Below are 18,105 nucleotides of genomic sequence, written 5' to 3' on the forward strand. Positions count from 1 at the left end.
ACTACTTTTCATTTTATTACACCAAATTTTCCCTTATTACAAACAACTTTGAAATAAACGATTTCCATTTAAAAATCAGCCCTATAATTTGAATAGGTTACCTTGATAGGTTACCTCGAGCAACACTTTAATATAAGGAGTCTAAAAAATGAAAGACGCGAGAGTTCAAGTGATGGGCATTGATGCCGGTGGCACCATGACGGACACATTTTTTGTGAAAGAAAATGGCAGTTTCGTCGTCGGTAAAGCCCAAAGCAACCCAGAAGATGAGAGCTTAGCTATTTATAATAGCTCGCAAGACGCTTTATCGCACTGGCAATCGGATGTGAGTAAGGTTTATCCAGAGTTGGTCACTTGCGTGTATTCAGGCACGGCGATGCTCAATCGGGTCGTTCAAAGGCGCGGAATGGAAGTGGGTTTGATTTGCAATAAGGGTTTTGAGCAAATGCATTCTATGGGCAGAGCGTTGCAATCCTACTTGGGGTATGCACTAGAAGAAAGGTTGCATATCAACACGCACAAGTATGATGATCCGCTGATTCCTTTAAAAAGGATTAGAGGCGTTACAGAAAGAACCGATGTCAAGGGGCAAGTGGTTATCCCAGTGCGCCAAGAAGAGGTTAAAGTTGCTGTTAAGGAGCTTTTAGAAGCGGGTGCAAAGGCCATTGTGATTTGCTTGTTGCAATCTCATAAAAACGCTGAAAGCGAGCGGATCGTTAGGGATATAGCGTTAAAAGAGATTGAAAAATTGGGTAAAAATATTCCTGTATTCGCTTCTGTGGATTACTACCCTCAAAGAAAAGAAAGCCACAGAATGAACACCACTATTTTAGAAGCTTATGCGGCTGAGCCAAGCAGGCAAACTCTCTCTAAAGTCAGCAACCGCTTCAAAGAGCATGGCGCTAAATTTGATCTTCGTGTGATGGCAACACATGGAGGCACCATTAGTTGGAAAGCTAAAGAGCTCGCTAGGACTATTGTGAGCGGCCCTATTGGAGGCGTGATTGGATCTAAATTGCTAGGCGAAACGCTTGGTTATGACAATATTGCATGCAGCGATATTGGCGGCACGAGCTTTGATATGGCACTTATCGTTAAGAGCAATTTTAATATCGCTTCTGACCCTGATATGGCGCGTCTTGTCTTATCTCTACCGCTTGTGGCTATGGATTCTGTTGGTGCAGGTGCGGGGAGTTTTGTGCGCATTGATCCGCACAGCCGATCGGTCAAACTAGGGCCTGACAGCGCGGGGTATAGAGTTGGCACTTGTTGGAAAGACAGCGGTTTAGACACGGTTTCAGTAACCGATTGCCATATTGTTTTAGGCTATTTGAATCCGGATAATTTCTTAGGCGGTTTGATCAAATTAGATGTGGATAGGGCTAAAAAACACATTAAAGAGCAAATCGCTGATCCGCTAGGCATTAGCGTAGAAGATGCGGCTGCGGGTGTGATTGAGTTGCTTGATTTGGAGCTTAAAGAATACTTGCGATCCAATATTAGCGCTAAAGGGTATAGCCCATCTGATTTTGTGTGCTTTTCATATGGTGGCGCGGGGCCTGTGCATACCTATGGTTATACAGAAGGATTAGGGTTTAAGGATGTGGTAGTGCCTGCGTGGGCGGCTGGATTTAGCGCTTTTGGTTGCGCTTGCGCTGATTTTGAATACAGATACGACAAGAGCGTGGATATTGCTATTCCGCAGTATTCTTCAGACAAGTCCAAAACAGAAGCATGCAAGATCATTCAAGACGCATGGGATGAATTAACTCTCAAAGTGATTGAAGAGTTCAAAATCAATGGATTCTCTGAAAAAGATGTGATTCTAAGACCTGGATACAGGATGCAGTATATGGGGCAATTGAATGACTTAGAAATCACTTCTCCTGTATCAAAAGCTGCAAGCGTGGCTGATTGGGAAGAAATTGTCAAAGAATATGAAAAAACCTACGCTCGCGTTTATTCTGAATCAGCGTGTTCTCCAGAGCTTGGCTTTAGCGTGACTGGCGTGATCATGCGTGGTGTTGTGGCTACGCAAAAACCTGTGATTCCGGTTGAAAAAGAGCATGGCGCTACGCCCCCAAAAGAAGCCAAAATAGGCGTTAGAAAATTCTATCGGCATAAGCAATGGGTGGATGCAGATGTGTGGCACATGGAAAAATTACTGCCTGGAAATGAAGTCATAGGGCCTGCGATCGTGGAATCAGATGCGACCACTTTCGTGATACCCAAAGGCTTTGCGACAAGACTAGACAAACACCGATTGTTCCACTTGAAAGAAATTAAATAAAGGAGTTCAAAATGGCAAATTTATTGAAAAACGGCAAAACTTTAAAACAAGCTAGAGATGAAATCCTAGCCAGGACAGAAAAGACAGGGCATTATAATGGCCTTAAAAAACTAGAGTTTAAAGAAAGAGATCCGATCGGTTATGAGAAGATGTTCTCTAAATTAAGAGGCGGTATCGTGCATGCCAGAGAAACAGCTAAAAGGATTGCGGCAAGCCCTATTGTTGAGCAAGAGGGAGAATTGTGCTTCACGCTTTATAACGCTGTGGGCGATAGCGTGCTGACTTCTACGGGCATTATTATCCATGTAGGCACTATGGGATCGGCTATCAAATACATGGTAGAGAATAATTGGGAAGACAACCCAGGCATCAATGACAAGGATATTTTCACCAATAACGACTGTGCGATTGGGAATGTGCACCCATGCGATATTATGACTCTTGTGCCTATTTTTCACGATGAAAAATTGATTGGTTGGGTAGGCGGTGTTACGCATGTGATTGATACCGGTTCGGTTACTCCAGGATCGATGAGCACCGGGCAGGTTCAAAGATTTGGGGATGGATACATGATCACTTGCCGTAAAACAGGGGCGAATGATGAGAGCTTTAAAGATTGGTTGCATGAATCTCAAAGATCGGTTCGCACGCCTAAATATTGGATTCTAGATGAAAGGACTAGGATTGCAGGGTGCCATATGATTAGGGATTTAGTGATGGAAGTCATTAAAGAAGACGGCATTGATTCTTACATGCGATTCATTGATGAGGTGATTGAAGAGGGCAGAAGAGGCCTTATCTCTAGGATCAAATCCATGACCATACCAGGCAAGTATAGAAAGGTAGCGTTTGTGGATGTGCCTTATGCGCATAAGGATATTGGCGTGTGCTCTGAATTTGCTAAGCTAGACACAATCATGCACTCTCCTGTGGAAATCACTATCAATAAAGACGCTACATGGAAATTAGATTTTGAAGGCGCATCTAGGTGGGGATGGCACTCTTTTAATTGCAACCAAGTGTCTTTTACTAGCGGTATTTGGGTGATGATGACTCAAACGCTGATACCCACTTCTCGCATCAATGATGGCGCTTATTTCGCTACGCAGTTCAGGCTCAAAAAAGGGACTTGGATGAATCCAGATGACAGGCGCACCGGGCATGCTTATGCGTGGCATTTCTTGGTATCAGGCTGGAGTGCTTTGTGGAGAGGCTTGTCTCAAGCGTATTACAGCCGAGGGTATTTAGAAGAAGTCAATTCTGGAAACGCTAACACTTCTAACTGGTTGCAAGGCGGCGGTATCAACCAAGATGGAGAAATCCATGCGGTGAATAGTTTTGAGACGAGTTCTTGTGGGACTGGAGCTTGTGCGATAAAAGACGGCTTGAATCACGCAGCAGCTATTTGGAATCCAGAAGGCGATATGGGCGATGTTGAAATTTGGGAAATGGCAGAGCCTCTTCTTTATCTAGGCAGGAATGTCAAAGCCAATACCGGTGGGTATGGAAAATATCGAGGCGGTAACGGGTTTGAAACCTTAAGAATGGTGTGGGGTGCGCATGATTGGACCATGTTCTTTATGGGTAATGGCTATATGAATAGCGATTGGGGTATGATGGGGGGCTATCCAGCGGCTAGTGGCTATAGGTTTGAAGCGCACAACACTGATTTAAAAAACAGGATTAAAAATAACGCCAGCTTGCCTTTGGGGGGCGATTTTAACCCAACTGATAGAGATTATGAAAAGCACATTTCTCATGCGTCTCAAGTTAAAAGGGATAAGCAATGCATCACCACTGAGAACTGCTTTGATAATTATGACTTGTATTTGAATTACATCAAAGGCGGTCCTGGATTTGGCGATCCGATTGAAAGGGATTTGAATGCGATTTTAGAAGATCTCAACAGCAAACAGCTATTGCCAGAATACGCTTACAAGGTTTATGGCGCGGTGGTGAGTCAAAATAAAGACGGCGTGTGGGTCGGCGATGAAGCCAAAACGAAAGCCAGAAGAAAAGAAATTCTTGAAAACAGAAAGGCTAGATCCATACCGGTAAAACAATGGATGGAGCAAGAAAGAAACGCTATTCTTGAAAAAGAGGCTTCCAAACAGGTTAAGCACATGTATGCGACTAGCTTTGATCTTTCGCCTAAGTTTTTAAACGATTTTAAAACATTCTGGAACTTGCCAAAGAGCTGGAGCGTGAAAGAAGATGAGCTTGGCGTATTCACCTATGGGTCTAAATACAGGATGGATTTGAGCAAATTGCCTGATGTGCGCACGGTTGTGTTGGTTGAAGAGAAATAAAGAAAGGAGAATGGTCATGTCAAAATACACACAAGAACAAATTAAAAATTTGGTAGAGGGGAACTTGGATTGGAACACTGTCTTAAAAATGCTTAGCATGCCTAAAGATCATGAAAGGTTCCAAATGTATTTGAAGGTGTTGCAAGATAAGGTAGATTTTGATGACAAAATCGTCTTACCCTTGGGGCCGCATTTGTTTGTGGTGCAAGATCCTCAAAAGAAGTGGGTTATTAAGTGTTCATGCGGCCATGCGTTTTGTGCTCCAGAGGAGAATTGGAAATTGCATGCAAACATCTATGTGCGCGATACAGCAGAAAAAATGGAAGAGGTGTATCCTAAACTCTTAGCCAGTGATACTAACTGGCAAGTGTATCGGGAATATATTTGCCCGGATTGCGGCATCCTTTTAGATGTTGAAGCCCCAACTCCTTGGTATCCTGTGATCCATGATTTTGAGCCTGATATAGAGACATTCTATAAAGATTGGCTAGGCATACAGCCCCCAGAAAGACATTAAAATCGCTCAATCCTTTTTATGAAGAGGCTTTATGCCTCTTTGACACACTTAAAAAGCTTGGGTTAATTTAACTCAAGCAAATTTTCTTCAATCCCAACAAATTCAGCCACAAATTAGGACTTTTTCAAAATTTTAAGCTCTTTTTCTTTTTTTTTGATTTAATACTAGGTATAATTTTAATTCCACCTAACAAGGAAAAGCTATGAAAGTAACACAAGGCATCACTAACGACTTTTTTGCCCTAACAAACACGATATTTTCTATCCTAAAAATAAGAAAATGTATTTTATGAGTTCTATCACTATACTTTCAATAAAATAAAGGGTTTTTTTTGACTAAAAAATTCATGTCTTGGATGGTGGTTATCGGGGCTTTAATTTGCGTGCTTTTAGGGGTGTTTATCTTCTTCACTAGCATGTCGGTTAAAAAATCTTTAACCGCTTATCTTAACGCTTATTTAGAGCAACGCCCAAATATCAAGGGCATGGGGATTGTAGGAGTTCCTTTTAAATGCGAAGGGTTTTTTAAAATCGCATGCGTTTCTAAAGAACTTCGTTTTTTAGATCCTCAAAACTCCCCTATTATGGATTTTAAAGATTTAAATATCAAGCTCAATTCTTTAGATAAAAGCTCTCTTACCCTTTCTGTCCATTCTCAAATCCAATCCCCTATTTTAGAACAAGATATTCAGCAAAAAATCCATCAAATCCCCTTAAAAAACTTGAATGCCTTATTGGAAAAATTCAAACCCACGCGCTTGAATTGCTCTTTAAAATTCAACGCTTTAGATGAAAAAACCTTAAACGACAACTTAAAATGCGATTTGACTAATGCAGAGAATATCCTTGCTTACACTTTTTTTCAAGAGGGTTTAATGGAAACTCAAGAAAATCTATCCCTTAAAAATATTTTTAAAACCTTGAGTTCTAAAGACGCTAAAGCCATAGAAGAGTTGCAAGACAAACTGCGTTTTTTAGTGCCAAAGTTGAGCGTTTCTATCCAAGCGCGCCATTTTAAAAATGTTTTAGAGTCCTTTTATCAACAAAATAAAGAGAGTTTGGGCTTTTTTTCCCCTTATTTTAGTTTGCGATCTCAAATTCCTAGCGTCTCTTATGAAAGCGCGTTAGCTTCTTTAGAAAACTATTTTATGGCTTTGTTCCAATCCCATTTTAAAGACGATACCGCGCTCCAACAAAATTTTAAAGGATTGTTGCAAGCCTTTGTTTCTATGGCTAAAGACAAACGATCCCAAATCGTTCTTAACGCCCAAGCTAAAGACAACGCCAAGCTGACTTTTAACGCCTTGTTAGATAGCCTTAGCGTGAATTTCTTTCAATCTTACAAAATAAGCCATGAGTGATTTCAAAGTCCCCCCCAAAGCTAAAGGGTTTAAACGCCTTTTTAAAGCCCTTTTTTATTCTAAAGACGGGCTTAAATGCGCGTGGGCTGAAGAGAGCGCGTTCAGGCAAATTATTATCTTGGCTCTTTTTTGTATCGCTCTAGCGAGCTATCTAACTAAAGATTTTTTAGAATGGGGGCTATTGATCTTGCCTTGCTTTTTATCGGTGGTGATTGAACTCATCAATAGCTCCATTGAAAAGGCTGTGGATTTTACTGGCACCGAGTTCCACCCTTTAGCTAAAAAAGCTAAAGACATGGCCAGTTCGGCCCAACTGATAGGGCTTATTTTTTGGGCTTTGATTTGGGGGCGTTACCTTTTAACGCTTTATTTTAATTAAATTTTAGGGAGACACATGCAAGATCATTTAGTCAATGAAACAAAAAATATTGTAGAAGTGGGGATTGATTCTTCTATTGAAGAGAGCTATTTAGCCTATTCCATGAGCGTGATCATAGGGCGCGCTTTACCGGACGCTAGAGATGGCTTAAAGCCAGTGCATAGGCGTATTTTGTATGCGATGCATGAATTAGGCCTTACTTCCAAAGTCGCTTATAAAAAAAGCGCTAGGATCGTGGGTGATGTGATTGGTAAATACCACCCCCATGGCGATAACGCGGTTTATGATGCGTTAGTGAGAATGGCACAAGATTTTTCCATGCGTTTGGAATTAGTGGATGGGCAGGGTAACTTTGGCTCTATTGATGGCGATAACGCTGCGGCGATGCGTTACACTGAAGCCAGAATGACTAAGGCGAGTGAAGAAATTTTAAGGGATATTGATAAAGACACCATTGATTTTGTGCCTAATTACGATGACACCTTAAAAGAGCCAGATATTTTACCAAGCCGTCTGCCTAACCTTTTAGTCAATGGGGCTAATGGGATCGCTGTAGGCATGGCGACTTCTATCCCCCCTCACAGAATTGATGAAATCATAGACGCTTTAGCGCATGTCTTAGAAAACCCTAACGCTGAATTAGATGAAATTTTGGAATTTGTCAAAGGGCCTGACTTTCCCACTGGTGGGATCATTTATGGCAAGGCGGGTATTATTGAAGCCTATAAAACGGGGCGAGGGCGCGTGAAAGTGCGGGCCAAAGTGCATGTGGAAAAAACAAAAAATAAAGAAATCATCGTTTTAGATGAAATGCCTTTCCAAACCAATAAAGCCAAATTAGTGGAACAAATCAGCGATTTAGTGCGAGAAAAGCAAATTGAAGGCATTAGCGAAGTTCGTGATGAGAGCGATAGAGAGGGCATTAGAGTGGTGATTGAATTAAAAAGAGACGCGATGAGTGAAATTGTCTTAAACCACCTCTACAAACTCACCACCATGGAAACCACTTTTAGCATCATTCTACTGGCTATTTACAATAAAGAGCCTAAGATTTTCACGCTTTTAGAGTTGTTGCGCCTTTTCTTAAACCACAGAAAAACCATTATTATAAGACGCACGATTTTTGAATTGGAGAAAGCTAAGGCTAGAGCGCATATTTTAGAAGGCTATTTGATCGCCTTGGACAATATTGATGGAATCGTACAGCTCATTAAAACAAGCCCAAGCCCAGAAGCGGCTAAAAACGCCTTAATGGAGCGTTTTACTTTGAGCGAAATCCAAAGCAAAGCCATTTTAGAAATGCGTTTGCAACGCTTAACAGGCCTTGAAAGAGATAAAATCAAAGAAGAATACCAAAACTTGCTGGAGCTTATTGCTGATCTCAATGGCATTTTAAAGAGCGAAGATCGCTTGAATGAAGTCGTCAAAACTGAGCTTTTAGAAGTCAAAGAGCAATTTTCTTCTCCAAGGCGCACTGAAATTCAAGAATCGTATGAAAATATTGACACAGAAGATTTGATCGCTAATGAGCCTATGGTGGTGAGCATGAGCTATAAAGGCTATGTGAAAAGAGTGGATTTAAAAGCTTATGAAAAGCAAAATCGTGGCGGTAAGGGCAAGCTTTCAGGCAGCACTTATGAAGACGATTTCATTGAAAACTTTTTTGTGGCTAACACGCATGATATTTTGCTCTTTATCACCAATAAGGGGCAATTGTATCATTTGAAAGTCTATAAAATCCCAGAAGCGAGCCGGATCGCTATGGGTAAAGCGATTGTGAATTTAATCTCACTCGCTCCGGATGAAAAAATCATGGCGACTCTAAGCACCAAAGACTTTAGCGATGAACGCTCTTTAGCTTTCTTCACGAAAAATGGCGTGGTGAAGCGCACCAATTTGAGCGAATTTGAAAGCAACAGGAGTTGTGGTATCAGAGCGATTGTTTTAGATGAAGGCGATGAATTAGTGGGTGCAAAAGTTGTGGATAAAAACGCTAAGCATTTGCTCATCGCATCACATTTGGGCATTTTCATTAAATTCCCTTTAGAAGATGTGCGCGAGATCGGAAGAACTACTCGTGGGGTTATAGGCATCAAGCTGAATGAAAACGATTTTGTTGTCGGTGCGGTCGTTATTAGCGGTGATGGCAACAAGCTTTTGAGCGTGAGTGAAAACGGGCTTGGCAAGCAAACTTTAGCCGAAGCGTATAGAGAGCAATCTCGTGGAGGTAAGGGGGTCATTGGCATGAAGCTCACTCAAAAAACCGGCAATCTAGTGGGCGTTATCAGCGTAGATGATGAAAACTTGGATTTGATGATCCTTACTGCAAGCGCAAAAATGATCAGAGTTTCTATTAAAGATATTAGAGAAACCGGAAGAAACGCTAGTGGGGTAAAGCTCATAAACACCGCCGATAAAGTCATGTATGTCAATTCTTGCCCTAAAGAAGAAGAGCCAGAAAATTTAGAAACCTCTTCGGCACAAAATTTGTTTGAGTGATGCGTTTCTTTTCATTCTGTTATTTTTTATTTTATTTTTTAGGGGTTTCTTTGCAAGCTCTCAGCCCCCTAGAAGATCAAGAATTTTTAATTTCGTACCGATTGAAAATCGTCGATTCCAGAGTGATGGGCGAAGAGTATTCCATCTCTAAGCCTATTGTTAGCCGCATCAAAACAGCCCCCTATGTCTTAGACTACCATTGCTCTATCATTACTCGCAACTTGCCCGATTTAAAAAACCCCTTGCTCCAAATAAAGCTAGAACGCTTCCTTTTAGAAATAGCGTTAAAAAAAGAAAAAGAGCGAGTCATTGATTGTATTTTAAAAAGCCAAGTCGCTATCACGCATTATGATCACAGCTATAAAAACGGCACCACTACCACAAGCATTCTTAACCTCAAAGCCTTAAGCGTTAAAGCGAGTTTAGAGGGGGATGCGCTGTCTTTAGATATTTTTAGAAAGGAAGAAGAATGAAAATCGCCATTGTAGAAGATGATATTAACATGCGTAAAAGCCTGGAGCTTTTTTTTGAGCTTCAAGACGATTTAGAGATTGTGAGTTTTAAAAACCCTAAAGACGCGCTAGCGAAACTTGATGAGAGCTTTGATTTAGTCATCACGGATATTAACATGCCCCATATGGACGGCTTGGAATTTTTACGCCTTTTAGAGGGCAAGTATGAATCCATTGTGATTACCGGTAACGCGACCTTGAATAAAGCCATTGATTCCATTCGTTTAGGCGTGAAAGACTTTTTCCAAAAACCTTTTAAACCAGAATTGCTTTTAGAATCCATCTATCGCACTAAAAAAGTTTTAGAATTTCAAAAAAAACACCCTCTAGAAAAACCTTTAAAAAAAGCCCCCAAACACAGCTTTTTAGCCACTTCAAAAGCTTTAGAAGAAACCAAACGACAGGCCTTAAAAGTTGCAAGTACGGACGCTAATGTCATGCTATTAGGCGAAAGCGGGGTGGGTAAGGAGGTTTTTGCTCATTTTATCCACCAGCATTCTCAGCGCTCCAAACACCCTTTTATTGCGATCAACATGTCCGCAATCCCAGAGCATTTATTAGAAAGCGAGCTTTTTGGGTATCAAAAAGGGGCGTTCACGGACGCCACAGCGCCTAAAATGGGGCTTTTTGAGAGCGCTAATAAAGGCACGATCTTTTTAGATGAAATCGCTGAAATGCCCCTTCAATTGCAAAGCAAACTTTTAAGAGTGGCTCAAGAAAAAGAAATCACGCGCCTTGGGGATAATAAAAGCGTTAAAATTGATGTCCGTTTCATTTCCGCTACCAACGCCAACATGAAAGAAAAAATCGCTGCGAAAGAATTCAGAGAAGATTTGTTTTTCCGCTTGCAGATCGTGCCTATAACTATCGCGCCTTTAAGAGAGAGGGTAGAAGAGATTTTGCCCATTGCTGAAATCAAGCTTAAAGAAGTGTGCGACGCGTATCATTTGGGGCCAAAATCTTTTTCAAAAAACGCCGCAAAACGCCTTTTAGAATACTCTTGGCATGGGAATGTGCGAGAGCTTTTAGGCGTCGTGGAAAGAGCGGCGATTTTAAGCGAAGAAACGGAAATCCAAGAGAAAGATTTGTTTTTAGAAAGGTAGGGAGTTAGGGGGTTTTTAAGGGGGATAATTATTTCAAAACACCCTCTCCTTAAAAAATAAGTTTTTATAATAAAGTAACTAAAACCCCATTTTTTATTAGTGCGCTTATTGTGTTTTAAACTCATTTTATAGTAGGATTAGCGTGAAAGAGAGTTTAAAGAATTAAATGCCTTTTCTTTTGTAATGGCTTGCGGAGTAGAAAAAATCGCATGCTTCTCTCTATAATAATCTATAATTGCTAACCACTTGATGATGATTTAACTTTCGCCCCCATTTTTCTTAATTTCATGGCTCTCTTTTTATTAATAATTTTTGTGTAGGATTAAGTTTGGTGAGTTTAGGGGTTCCCAACCCTACCCCTTGTAATTGAACCATAAGGAGGAACGGTGGCTCACTCTCGCTATTTTATAAAGGTTTGAAACGCTATAGTTGATGCCATCTCAGTAATGGTTAGAGAGTGTCCCAATGGTCTCTAACTCCCTTAATTTTTTCTCAAACTCTCATGCAATGGATTTTAAAAGCATGGCTTCCTTGCTAACTCTTGCATGATCAAATAGCTATTACTACCTCTAGCCTTGTAATTTTTCTGCTCTCTAATATTTAGCTGTCTGTTATTTTCAGCCCTACATCGTTTCTACAACAAATGCAAGCTATTTCAATTCCAAAGCTAAAAATTTTCCCGTGTAGCTTTGGGTTTTTTCGCAATTTTGTGCCACTTCTAAAGGCGTGCCGCTCGCAATGACCCTCCCGCCCTTATCCCCCCCATCAGGCCCCATGTCTATAATGTAATCAGCGTTTTTGATAATGTCTAAATTATGCTCAATCACTAGCATGGAATTGCCCAACGCCACTAAAGAATGCAAAACCTGTAAAAGGTGATTCACGTCTTCAAAATGCAAACCGGTGGTGGGTTCATCTAAAATATAAAGGGTTTTGCCTGTGTCTTTTTTACTCAATTCTTTAGCCAATTTGATCCTTTGAGCCTCCCCCCCGCTTAAAGTGGTAGCGTTTTGCCCTAAAGTGATATAGCCCAAGCCCACATCTATAAGCGTTTTTAACTTCACGGCGATTTTAGGGAATTTAGCAAAAAATTCATAAGCCTCTTCCACGCTCATGTTCAACACATCGGCAATGGATTTACCCTTAACCTTGATTTCTAAAGTTTGTGGGTTGTATTTAGCGCCCTTACAGCTATCGCATTGGACCAACACATCAGGCAAAAAATGCATTTCTATTTTAATATCCCCATCGCCTTGGCATTTCTCGCACCGCCCCCCTTTCACATTAAAGCTAAAACGGCTCGCGCTATAGCCTAAAATTTTAGCTTCTTTTTGCTCGGCAAATAAAATCCTGATTTCATCCATCACCCCCGTGTAAGTGGCAGGGTTGCTTCGTGGGGTTTTGCCTATGGGGGCTTGATCTAAATAAATCACTTTATCCAAATGCTCCAACCCTACAATCTCCACCCCATTCAAGCTTTGAGCTTTTTTAGCATGGTTTAAAAGGGTTTGAGCGGTGGGTAAAAGAGTTTGTAAAATCAGCGAGCTTTTACCGCTCCCGCTCACCCCCGTAATGCACACCAATTGTTTTAAAGGGATTTGAACGCTCAAATTCTTAATGTTATTGATATTGACATTTTTAATTTCTAAAAAATGCTTTTCTTTAGGGAGTTCAAATTTAGGGCGCTCAATCTTTTTAGTGCCGTTGAGATACAAGGCGGTAGAATGGTTATTTTGCAATAAATCTTCCACGCTCCCGCTAAAAACCACTTCACCCCCATGCCTTCCAGCCTTTGGCCCAATATCCACAACAAAATCCGCATGCTTAATCGTCTCTTTATCATGCTCTACGACAATGAGCGTGTTCCCCTTTTTTTGTAAATTCCTAAGGGTGTTGATGAGTTTGAGCGTATCCTTTTCATGCAAGCCAATGCTAGGCTCGTCTAAAACATACAAAACCCCTGTCAAACCGCTCCCGATTTGACTGGCGATTCGTATCCTTTGGCTCTCCCCTCCGCTAATCGTTCGCGCATCCCTCCCCAAAGTCAAATACCCTAGCCCCACATCGTATAAAAAAAACACCCTTTCTAAAATCTCTTTTAAAATGGGTTCAGCGATCTTTTTTTCTTGCTCGTTAAGATAGCTAAAATGCGTGGGATCATTAAAAAAGTGATAAACTTCTTCAATGGGCTTAGTTAAAAAATCCGCCATTTTCAAGCCAGCGACTTGAACGCTCAAACTTGAAGCTTTCAAACGATGCCCCTCGCACGAAGAACAGGTTTTTTCGCTCATGTAATCGCTCAAATCCTTTTGCTCTTTAAACATGTCATAAGCGATTTGGATAATGCCTTTCCAAGGGCGTTTTAAAGGGCTGTTTTTAAAATAAAAGCTGATTTCAGTGCCATTCCCATACAAAAGAGCGTCCTGTTGCTCTTTATTCAATTCGTTAAAACAAAGCGCGCTGTCAATGCCATTGTATTCACAAAAGCCTTCAAACATTTGAGCGTAATAACTGCGGTTATACCCAAAAATCACTTTAATCGCTCCTTGATTTAAAGGCGTGTTAGGATCTAAAATCTTACTAATGTCTAAACTGAATTTTGTCCCCAAACCCAAACAGCTCTCGCACGCCCCTTTAGGCGAATTGAATGAAAAACTCAAAGGCTCTAATTCTTCAAAACTCATCTTGCATTTAAAGCATGCCTTATGCTCGCTGTAATGCTTCCTGATGCTTGGCACATTGTCTTGCAAGATTTCCACTTCTAATTCCCCATAGCTTTCTTTAAGGGCTTTTTCTACTGCACTAGCGATCCGTGAAGAATTTTCGCTATTGATAACCACTCTATCCACCACCGCTTCAATGGTGTGTTTTTTGGTTTTGTGCAAATGGATTTCTTCATCTAAACGCACCATCACCCCATCAACAAAAGCCCTCACATACCCCTTCAAACGCAAGCTCTCTAATTTATCGTTAAACGAACCTTTTTTATCTTTAATAATGGGGGCTAGAATAATGATTTTAGAATTTTCTTCTAAATGACAGATTTGAGAAATAATATCGCTCGCGCTCATAGAACTAATGGGCTCTAAACATGTGGGGCAAAATTGCTCCCCAATCCTTGCAAACAACAACCTTAAATAATCATAAATCTCAGTGATCGTCCCCACAGTGGATCTAGGGTTTTTAGAAGTGGTTTTTTGATCAATAGCAATCGCAGGGGTTAGGCCTTCAATTTTATCCACATTAGGCTTACCCACTTTGTCTAAAAATTGCCTCGCATAGCTGGACAAACTCTCTAAATAGCGCCTTTGGCCTTCAGCGTATAAAGTGTCAAACGCCAGAGTGGATTTACCCGAACCGCTTAATCCGGTAAAAACAACAAACTGGTTTTTAGGGATTTCTAAAAAAATATTTTTGAGATTATTTTCCCTAGCCCCTTGAATAATGATCTTATCCATAATGGTTTTATGTTGCAAGAGTTTCCTTAAAATAAGAAAATGGATTAAAAGGAGCTATTATACTTCAAAAAAGAATGGTTTTATTATCATTTCTTATTCATAAGAGTTAAAATACTTGCTTGAATTAAGGATAAACATGCTATTATTTTATGAGACAATTTTAAAGATAGGAATGTAAAGGAATGGAATTTATGAAAAAGTTTGTAGCTTTAGGGCTTCTATCCGCAGTTTTAAGCTCTTCGTTGTTAGCCGAAGGCGATGGTGTTTATATAGGGACTAATTATCAGCTTGGACAAGCCCGTTTGAATAGCAATATTTATAATACAGGGGATTGCACAGGGAGTGTTGTAGGTTGCCCCCCAGGTCTTACCGCTAATAAGCATAATCCAGGAGGCACCAATATCAACTGGCATGCCAAATACGCTAATGGGGCTTTGAATGGTTTTGGGTTGAATGTGGGTTATAAGAAGTTCTTCCAGTTCAAGTCTTTTGATATGACAAGCAGGTGGTTTGGTGTTAGAGTGTATGGGCTTTTTGATTATGGGCATGCCGATTTAGGTAAGCAAGTTTATGCACCTAATAAAATCCAGTTGGATATGGTTTCTTGGGGTGTGGGGAGCGATTTGTTAGCTGATATTATTGATAGAGACAACGCTTCTTTTGGTATTTTTGGTGGGGTCGCTATCGGCGGTAACACTTGGAAAAGCTCAGCGGCAAACTATTGGAAAGAGCAAATCATTGAAGCTAAAGGTCCTGATATTTGCACCCCTACTTATTGTAACCCTAACGCTCCTTATAGCACCAACACTTCAACCGTCGCTTTTCAGGTATGGTTGAATTTTGGGGTGAGAGCCAATATCTACAAACATAATGGCGTAGAGTTTGGCGTGAGAGTGCCGCTACTCATCAATAAATTTTTGAGTGCGGGTCCTAACGCTACTAACCTTTATTACCATTTGAAACGGGATTATTCGCTTTATTTGGGGTATAACTACACTTTTTAAATAAAAGGGTATCTTTAAGCCCTTTTTAGTCTTTATGAAAAGGGTTTTAGTTTGAATTTTCACACCTTAAAAAGCTGAGATCAATTAAAAAACTTTTGAGCGTAACCAACAAAACCGATACCATTGAGTGGACATTTGGAAAATTCATCTAAGGGTTTTAAGGGGATTGTTTGCAAGAAATAGAAAATCTGCACCAAAGCGTTTTGTTGCAAGAAGTCTTGCAAGCGTTCGCACCTTTAGAAGAAGGGGTTTTGATAGATTGCACTTTAGGGTTAGGGGGGCATTCTAAAGCGATTCTATCCCAAAAACCGCACCTGAAACTCATTGGCATTGATAAAGATAAGTTCGCTCAAGAAATCGCTAAAGAACGATTGAAAGAATTTGAAGGGCGTTACAACCTCTTAAGCGGGGGTTTTGCCAAACGCTTTAAAGAAGCCCTAGAAATTCATGGCGAGCGAATCAAGGGGGTTTTAGTGGATTTAGGGGTGAGTTCCTTACAGCTTGATGATGACAATAGAGGGTTTAATTTCCGCTCGCACGCTTTGGATATGCGCATGGATTTGGAAAGCGAATTGAACGCTCAAAAAGTCATCAACTCTTATCCTGTAATAGCGTTAGAAAAAATCTTTAGAGACTATGGCGAAATCAAGGAATACAAAAAAATCGCCCATAAAATTGCAGAAAGACGCGCTAAAAAACCCTTCAAAGACGCTAAGGATTTGAGCGAGTTTTTAAGCTCCCTTTCTAAAAATAAAAAAATCCACCCAGCGACATTAGTGTTTCAAGCCGTTCGCATAGAAGTCAATAGCGAATTAGAAGAATTAAAAGAATTTTTACAATGCGCTAGAAACCTTAAGGGGGCGATTTTATGCGTGATTTCTTTTCATTCTTTAGAAGACGCGTTAGTGAAAAACGCCTTTAAAGATTACGCCAAAAATTGCATTTGCGATCCTTCAAGTTTCAAATGCGCTTGCTCTAACAATCACGCTTTAGGCGCAATTTTAACTAAAAAGCCCATCACTCCAAGCCCAGAAGAAATTAAAAACAACAGGCGTTCACGGAGCGCTAAAATGAGGGTGTTCCAATTCAAGCCATGAGTAAGTTATATGAGTAAGCCATGAATATCAAAACCCATTCTTCAAATGAAAAAGAACGCTTTGTGCGTATAGAAGAGAACGAAAAGAAAGAATTATTCGCCGAAGCTACAAATGAAAATCCGCACGGCCTTTCTTTAATGGCTTTAATAGGGGTATTGGTTTTTGGGGGTGCGTTTTTAGCCTTATTAGCACCTAAAATCTATTTAAGCAATAATATCTATTATATTAGCCGTAAAATCAACACCCTAGAAGATCAAAAACGCCTGCTTTTAGAAGAACAACAAATCCTAAAAAACGAATTAGAAAAAGAGCGTTTTAAATACTATATAGAGAATAGTGAAAACATTGGCGATATTGCGTTTTAAGTGAAAAACACCCTATCCCCTTAAGAGAGCCTAATTAGCGTTAAATTTTTGTTTCAATACGAAATTTTAATCCCTTATAAAAACTTTAAATTGTGAAAAACAAACAAACAACCCCCTTAAATTGTATAATAAAAACACTTTAATCCAACAAAGGATAACCATGAGAAAACAATCCACTCCACTTTTATTATTCAGGAAATAATACAGATGAAAAAAACGATTTCAGCGTTGTTTTTATCAGCGTGCATAGGGTTATCGTCTGTTTATGCAGATAACGCTTTGATTTTACAAACGGATTTTAGCCTAAAAGATGGGGCCGTCTCGGCGATGAAAGGTGTCGCTTTCAGCGTTGATTCCAATCTTAAGATCTTTGATTTAACGCACGAAATCCCCCCGTATAACATCTGGGAAGGCGCTTACCGCTTGTATCAGACCGCTAGTTATTGGCCAAAAGGTTCGGTATTTGTGAGCGTGATTGATCCGGGTGTAGGCACTAAGCGTAAATCGGTGGTATTGAAAACTAAAAACGGCCAGTATTTTGTTTCGCCGGATAACGGCACGCTGACTTTGGTGGCGCAAACTTTGGGGATTGATAGCGTGCGTGAAATTGATGAAAAAACTAACCGCTTGAAAGGTTCTGAAAAATCCTATACTTTCCATGGCCGTGATGTGTATGCTTACACTGGGGCGCGTTTGGCTTCTGGGGCGATCACATTCGAGCAGGTTGGGCCAGCACTTCCCCCAAAAGTCGTTGAAATTCCTTACCAAAAAGCGAAAGCCACAAAAGGGGAAGTGAAAGGCAATATCCCGATTTTGGATATTCAATATGGCAATGTTTGGAGCAATATCAGCGATAAATTACTCAATCAAGCAAAAATCAAACTCAATGACACGCTGTGTGTAACGATTTTTAAAGATTCTAAGAAACAATACGAAGGGAAAATACCGTATGTTGCGAGCTTTGGCGATGTGCCAGAAGGCCAGCCGTTGGTCTATTTAAACAGCTTGTTGAATGTTTCCGTAGCACTGAATATGGATAATTTTGCGCAAAAACATCAAATCAAATCCGGTGCTGACTGGAATATTGATATAAAAAAGTGCGATAAGTAAAGCGCTGTTTAGAAAAATTAAGGGGGGTTAAAGGTTTTACCTACCAAACTTTGATTAACATAGCCTAATTAATGATAAATAAACTATAAAACAAACGCTTGT

At 40.3% G+C, this 18,105-nt stretch carries 13 protein-coding genes; 12 read left to right on the top strand and 1 reads right to left on the bottom strand.

Features of this window, described 5'->3' with window-relative positions:
• The first annotated feature begins 148 nt into the window (after positions 1-148).
• The 8 genes from EWZ81_RS05325 to flgR all read left to right on the top strand — a co-directional run bounded on the left by EWZ81_RS05325 (position 149) and on the right by flgR (position 10,969).
• Positions 149-2,290 (top strand): hydantoinase/oxoprolinase family protein, encoded by a 2,142-nt coding sequence (locus EWZ81_RS05325; RefSeq protein ID WP_165549270.1) that lies wholly within the window; start codon positions 149-151, stop codon positions 2,288-2,290.
• A gap of 11 nt (positions 2,291-2,301) precedes the next feature.
• A complete protein-coding gene (locus tag EWZ81_RS05330; protein WP_165549271.1) occupies positions 2,302-4,599 on the top strand; it encodes a hydantoinase B/oxoprolinase family protein in 2,298 nt (765 codons plus the stop codon).
• Between the two features lie 16 nt (positions 4,600-4,615).
• Complete coding sequence (locus EWZ81_RS05335) at positions 4,616-5,116, top strand: acetone carboxylase subunit gamma (protein ID WP_001876581.1); 501 nt, start codon at positions 4,616-4,618, stop codon at positions 5,114-5,116.
• 331 nt (positions 5,117-5,447) lie between these two features.
• Positions 5,448-6,476, top strand: a complete 1,029-nt coding sequence (locus tag EWZ81_RS05340) for a hypothetical protein (protein WP_165549272.1) — start codon at positions 5,448-5,450, stop codon at positions 6,474-6,476.
• Positions 6,469-6,855: a diacylglycerol kinase gene (locus EWZ81_RS05345; protein ID WP_165549273.1), complete on the top strand. Its 387-nt coding sequence runs from the start codon at positions 6,469-6,471 to the stop codon at positions 6,853-6,855. Before EWZ81_RS05340 ends, EWZ81_RS05345 begins: the two co-directional genes overlap by 8 nt.
• 15 nt (positions 6,856-6,870) lie before the next feature.
• Positions 6,871-9,354 carry a DNA topoisomerase (ATP-hydrolyzing) subunit A gene (gene gyrA, locus EWZ81_RS05350; RefSeq protein WP_165549274.1) on the top strand — a complete coding sequence of 828 codons (2,484 nt, stop codon included), beginning with the start codon at positions 6,871-6,873 and terminating at the stop codon, positions 9,352-9,354.
• The gene (locus tag EWZ81_RS05355; RefSeq protein ID WP_165549275.1) at positions 9,354-9,827 is read left to right on the top strand and encodes a hypothetical protein; all 474 of its coding nucleotides are present in this window, start codon (positions 9,354-9,356) and stop codon (positions 9,825-9,827) included. Before gyrA ends, EWZ81_RS05355 begins: the two co-directional genes overlap by 1 nt.
• Entirely contained in the window at positions 9,824-10,969 is a 1,146-nt protein-coding gene (gene flgR, locus EWZ81_RS05360) for a transcriptional activator FlgR (protein ID WP_165549276.1), read from the top strand. Before EWZ81_RS05355 ends, flgR begins: the two co-directional genes overlap by 4 nt.
• A 650-nt stretch (positions 10,970-11,619) precedes the next feature.
• On the opposite strand, the gene uvrA is transcribed toward flgR, so the two are convergent.
• On the bottom strand, positions 11,620-14,445 hold the full coding sequence (gene uvrA / locus EWZ81_RS05365; RefSeq protein WP_205250242.1) for an excinuclease ABC subunit UvrA: 2,826 nt from the start codon (positions 14,443-14,445) through the stop codon (positions 11,620-11,622).
• A gap of 164 nt (positions 14,446-14,609) precedes the next feature.
• On the opposite strand from uvrA, the gene hopE reads away from it, so the two are divergent.
• From hopE to EWZ81_RS05385, 4 genes are all read left to right on the top strand, one after another.
• Complete coding sequence (hopE, locus tag EWZ81_RS05370) at positions 14,610-15,431, top strand: Hop family outer membrane protein HopE (RefSeq protein ID WP_165549277.1); 822 nt, start codon at positions 14,610-14,612, stop codon at positions 15,429-15,431.
• A 170-nt stretch (positions 15,432-15,601) separates the two neighbouring features.
• On the top strand, positions 15,602-16,528 hold the full coding sequence (gene rsmH / locus EWZ81_RS05375; RefSeq protein WP_165549278.1) for a 16S rRNA (cytosine(1402)-N(4))-methyltransferase RsmH: 927 nt from the start codon (positions 15,602-15,604) through the stop codon (positions 16,526-16,528).
• A 20-nt stretch (positions 16,529-16,548) separates the two neighbouring features.
• A complete protein-coding gene (locus EWZ81_RS05380; protein WP_165549279.1) occupies positions 16,549-16,893 on the top strand; it encodes a hypothetical protein in 345 nt (114 codons plus the stop codon).
• A gap of 207 nt (positions 16,894-17,100) precedes the next feature.
• The gene (locus tag EWZ81_RS05385; RefSeq protein ID WP_165549280.1) at positions 17,101-18,003 is read left to right on the top strand and encodes an SAM hydrolase/SAM-dependent halogenase family protein; all 903 of its coding nucleotides are present in this window, start codon (positions 17,101-17,103) and stop codon (positions 18,001-18,003) included.
• The last annotated feature ends 102 nt before the right edge of the window (positions 18,004-18,105 follow it).

This window comes from Helicobacter pylori, assembly GCF_011140715.1.
Taxonomy (GTDB): domain Bacteria; phylum Campylobacterota; class Campylobacteria; order Campylobacterales; family Helicobacteraceae; genus Helicobacter; species Helicobacter pylori_DA.

Excerpts from the sequence above, each read along its gene's own strand:
- EWZ81_RS05325 (WP_165549270.1), top strand. The coding sequence starts at position 149 with ATGAAAGACGCGAGAGTTCAAGTGATGGGCATTGATGCCGGTGGCACC.
- EWZ81_RS05330 (WP_165549271.1), top strand. The coding sequence starts at position 2,302 with ATGGCAAATTTATTGAAAAACGGCAAAACTTTAAAACAAGCTAGAGAT.
- EWZ81_RS05335 (WP_001876581.1), top strand. The coding sequence starts at position 4,616 with ATGTCAAAATACACACAAGAACAAATTAAAAATTTGGTAGAGGGGAAC.
- EWZ81_RS05345 (WP_165549273.1), top strand. The coding sequence starts at position 6,469 with ATGAGTGATTTCAAAGTCCCCCCCAAAGCTAAAGGGTTTAAACGCCTT.
- gyrA (WP_165549274.1), top strand. The coding sequence starts at position 6,871 with ATGCAAGATCATTTAGTCAATGAAACAAAAAATATTGTAGAAGTGGGG.
- EWZ81_RS05355 (WP_165549275.1), top strand. The coding sequence starts at position 9,354 with ATGCGTTTCTTTTCATTCTGTTATTTTTTATTTTATTTTTTAGGGGTT.
- flgR (WP_165549276.1), top strand. The coding sequence starts at position 9,824 with ATGAAAATCGCCATTGTAGAAGATGATATTAACATGCGTAAAAGCCTG.
- hopE (WP_165549277.1), top strand. The coding sequence starts at position 14,610 with ATGGAATTTATGAAAAAGTTTGTAGCTTTAGGGCTTCTATCCGCAGTT.
- EWZ81_RS05380 (WP_165549279.1), top strand. The coding sequence starts at position 16,549 with ATGAATATCAAAACCCATTCTTCAAATGAAAAAGAACGCTTTGTGCGT.
- EWZ81_RS05385 (WP_165549280.1), top strand. The coding sequence starts at position 17,101 with ATGAAAAAAACGATTTCAGCGTTGTTTTTATCAGCGTGCATAGGGTTA.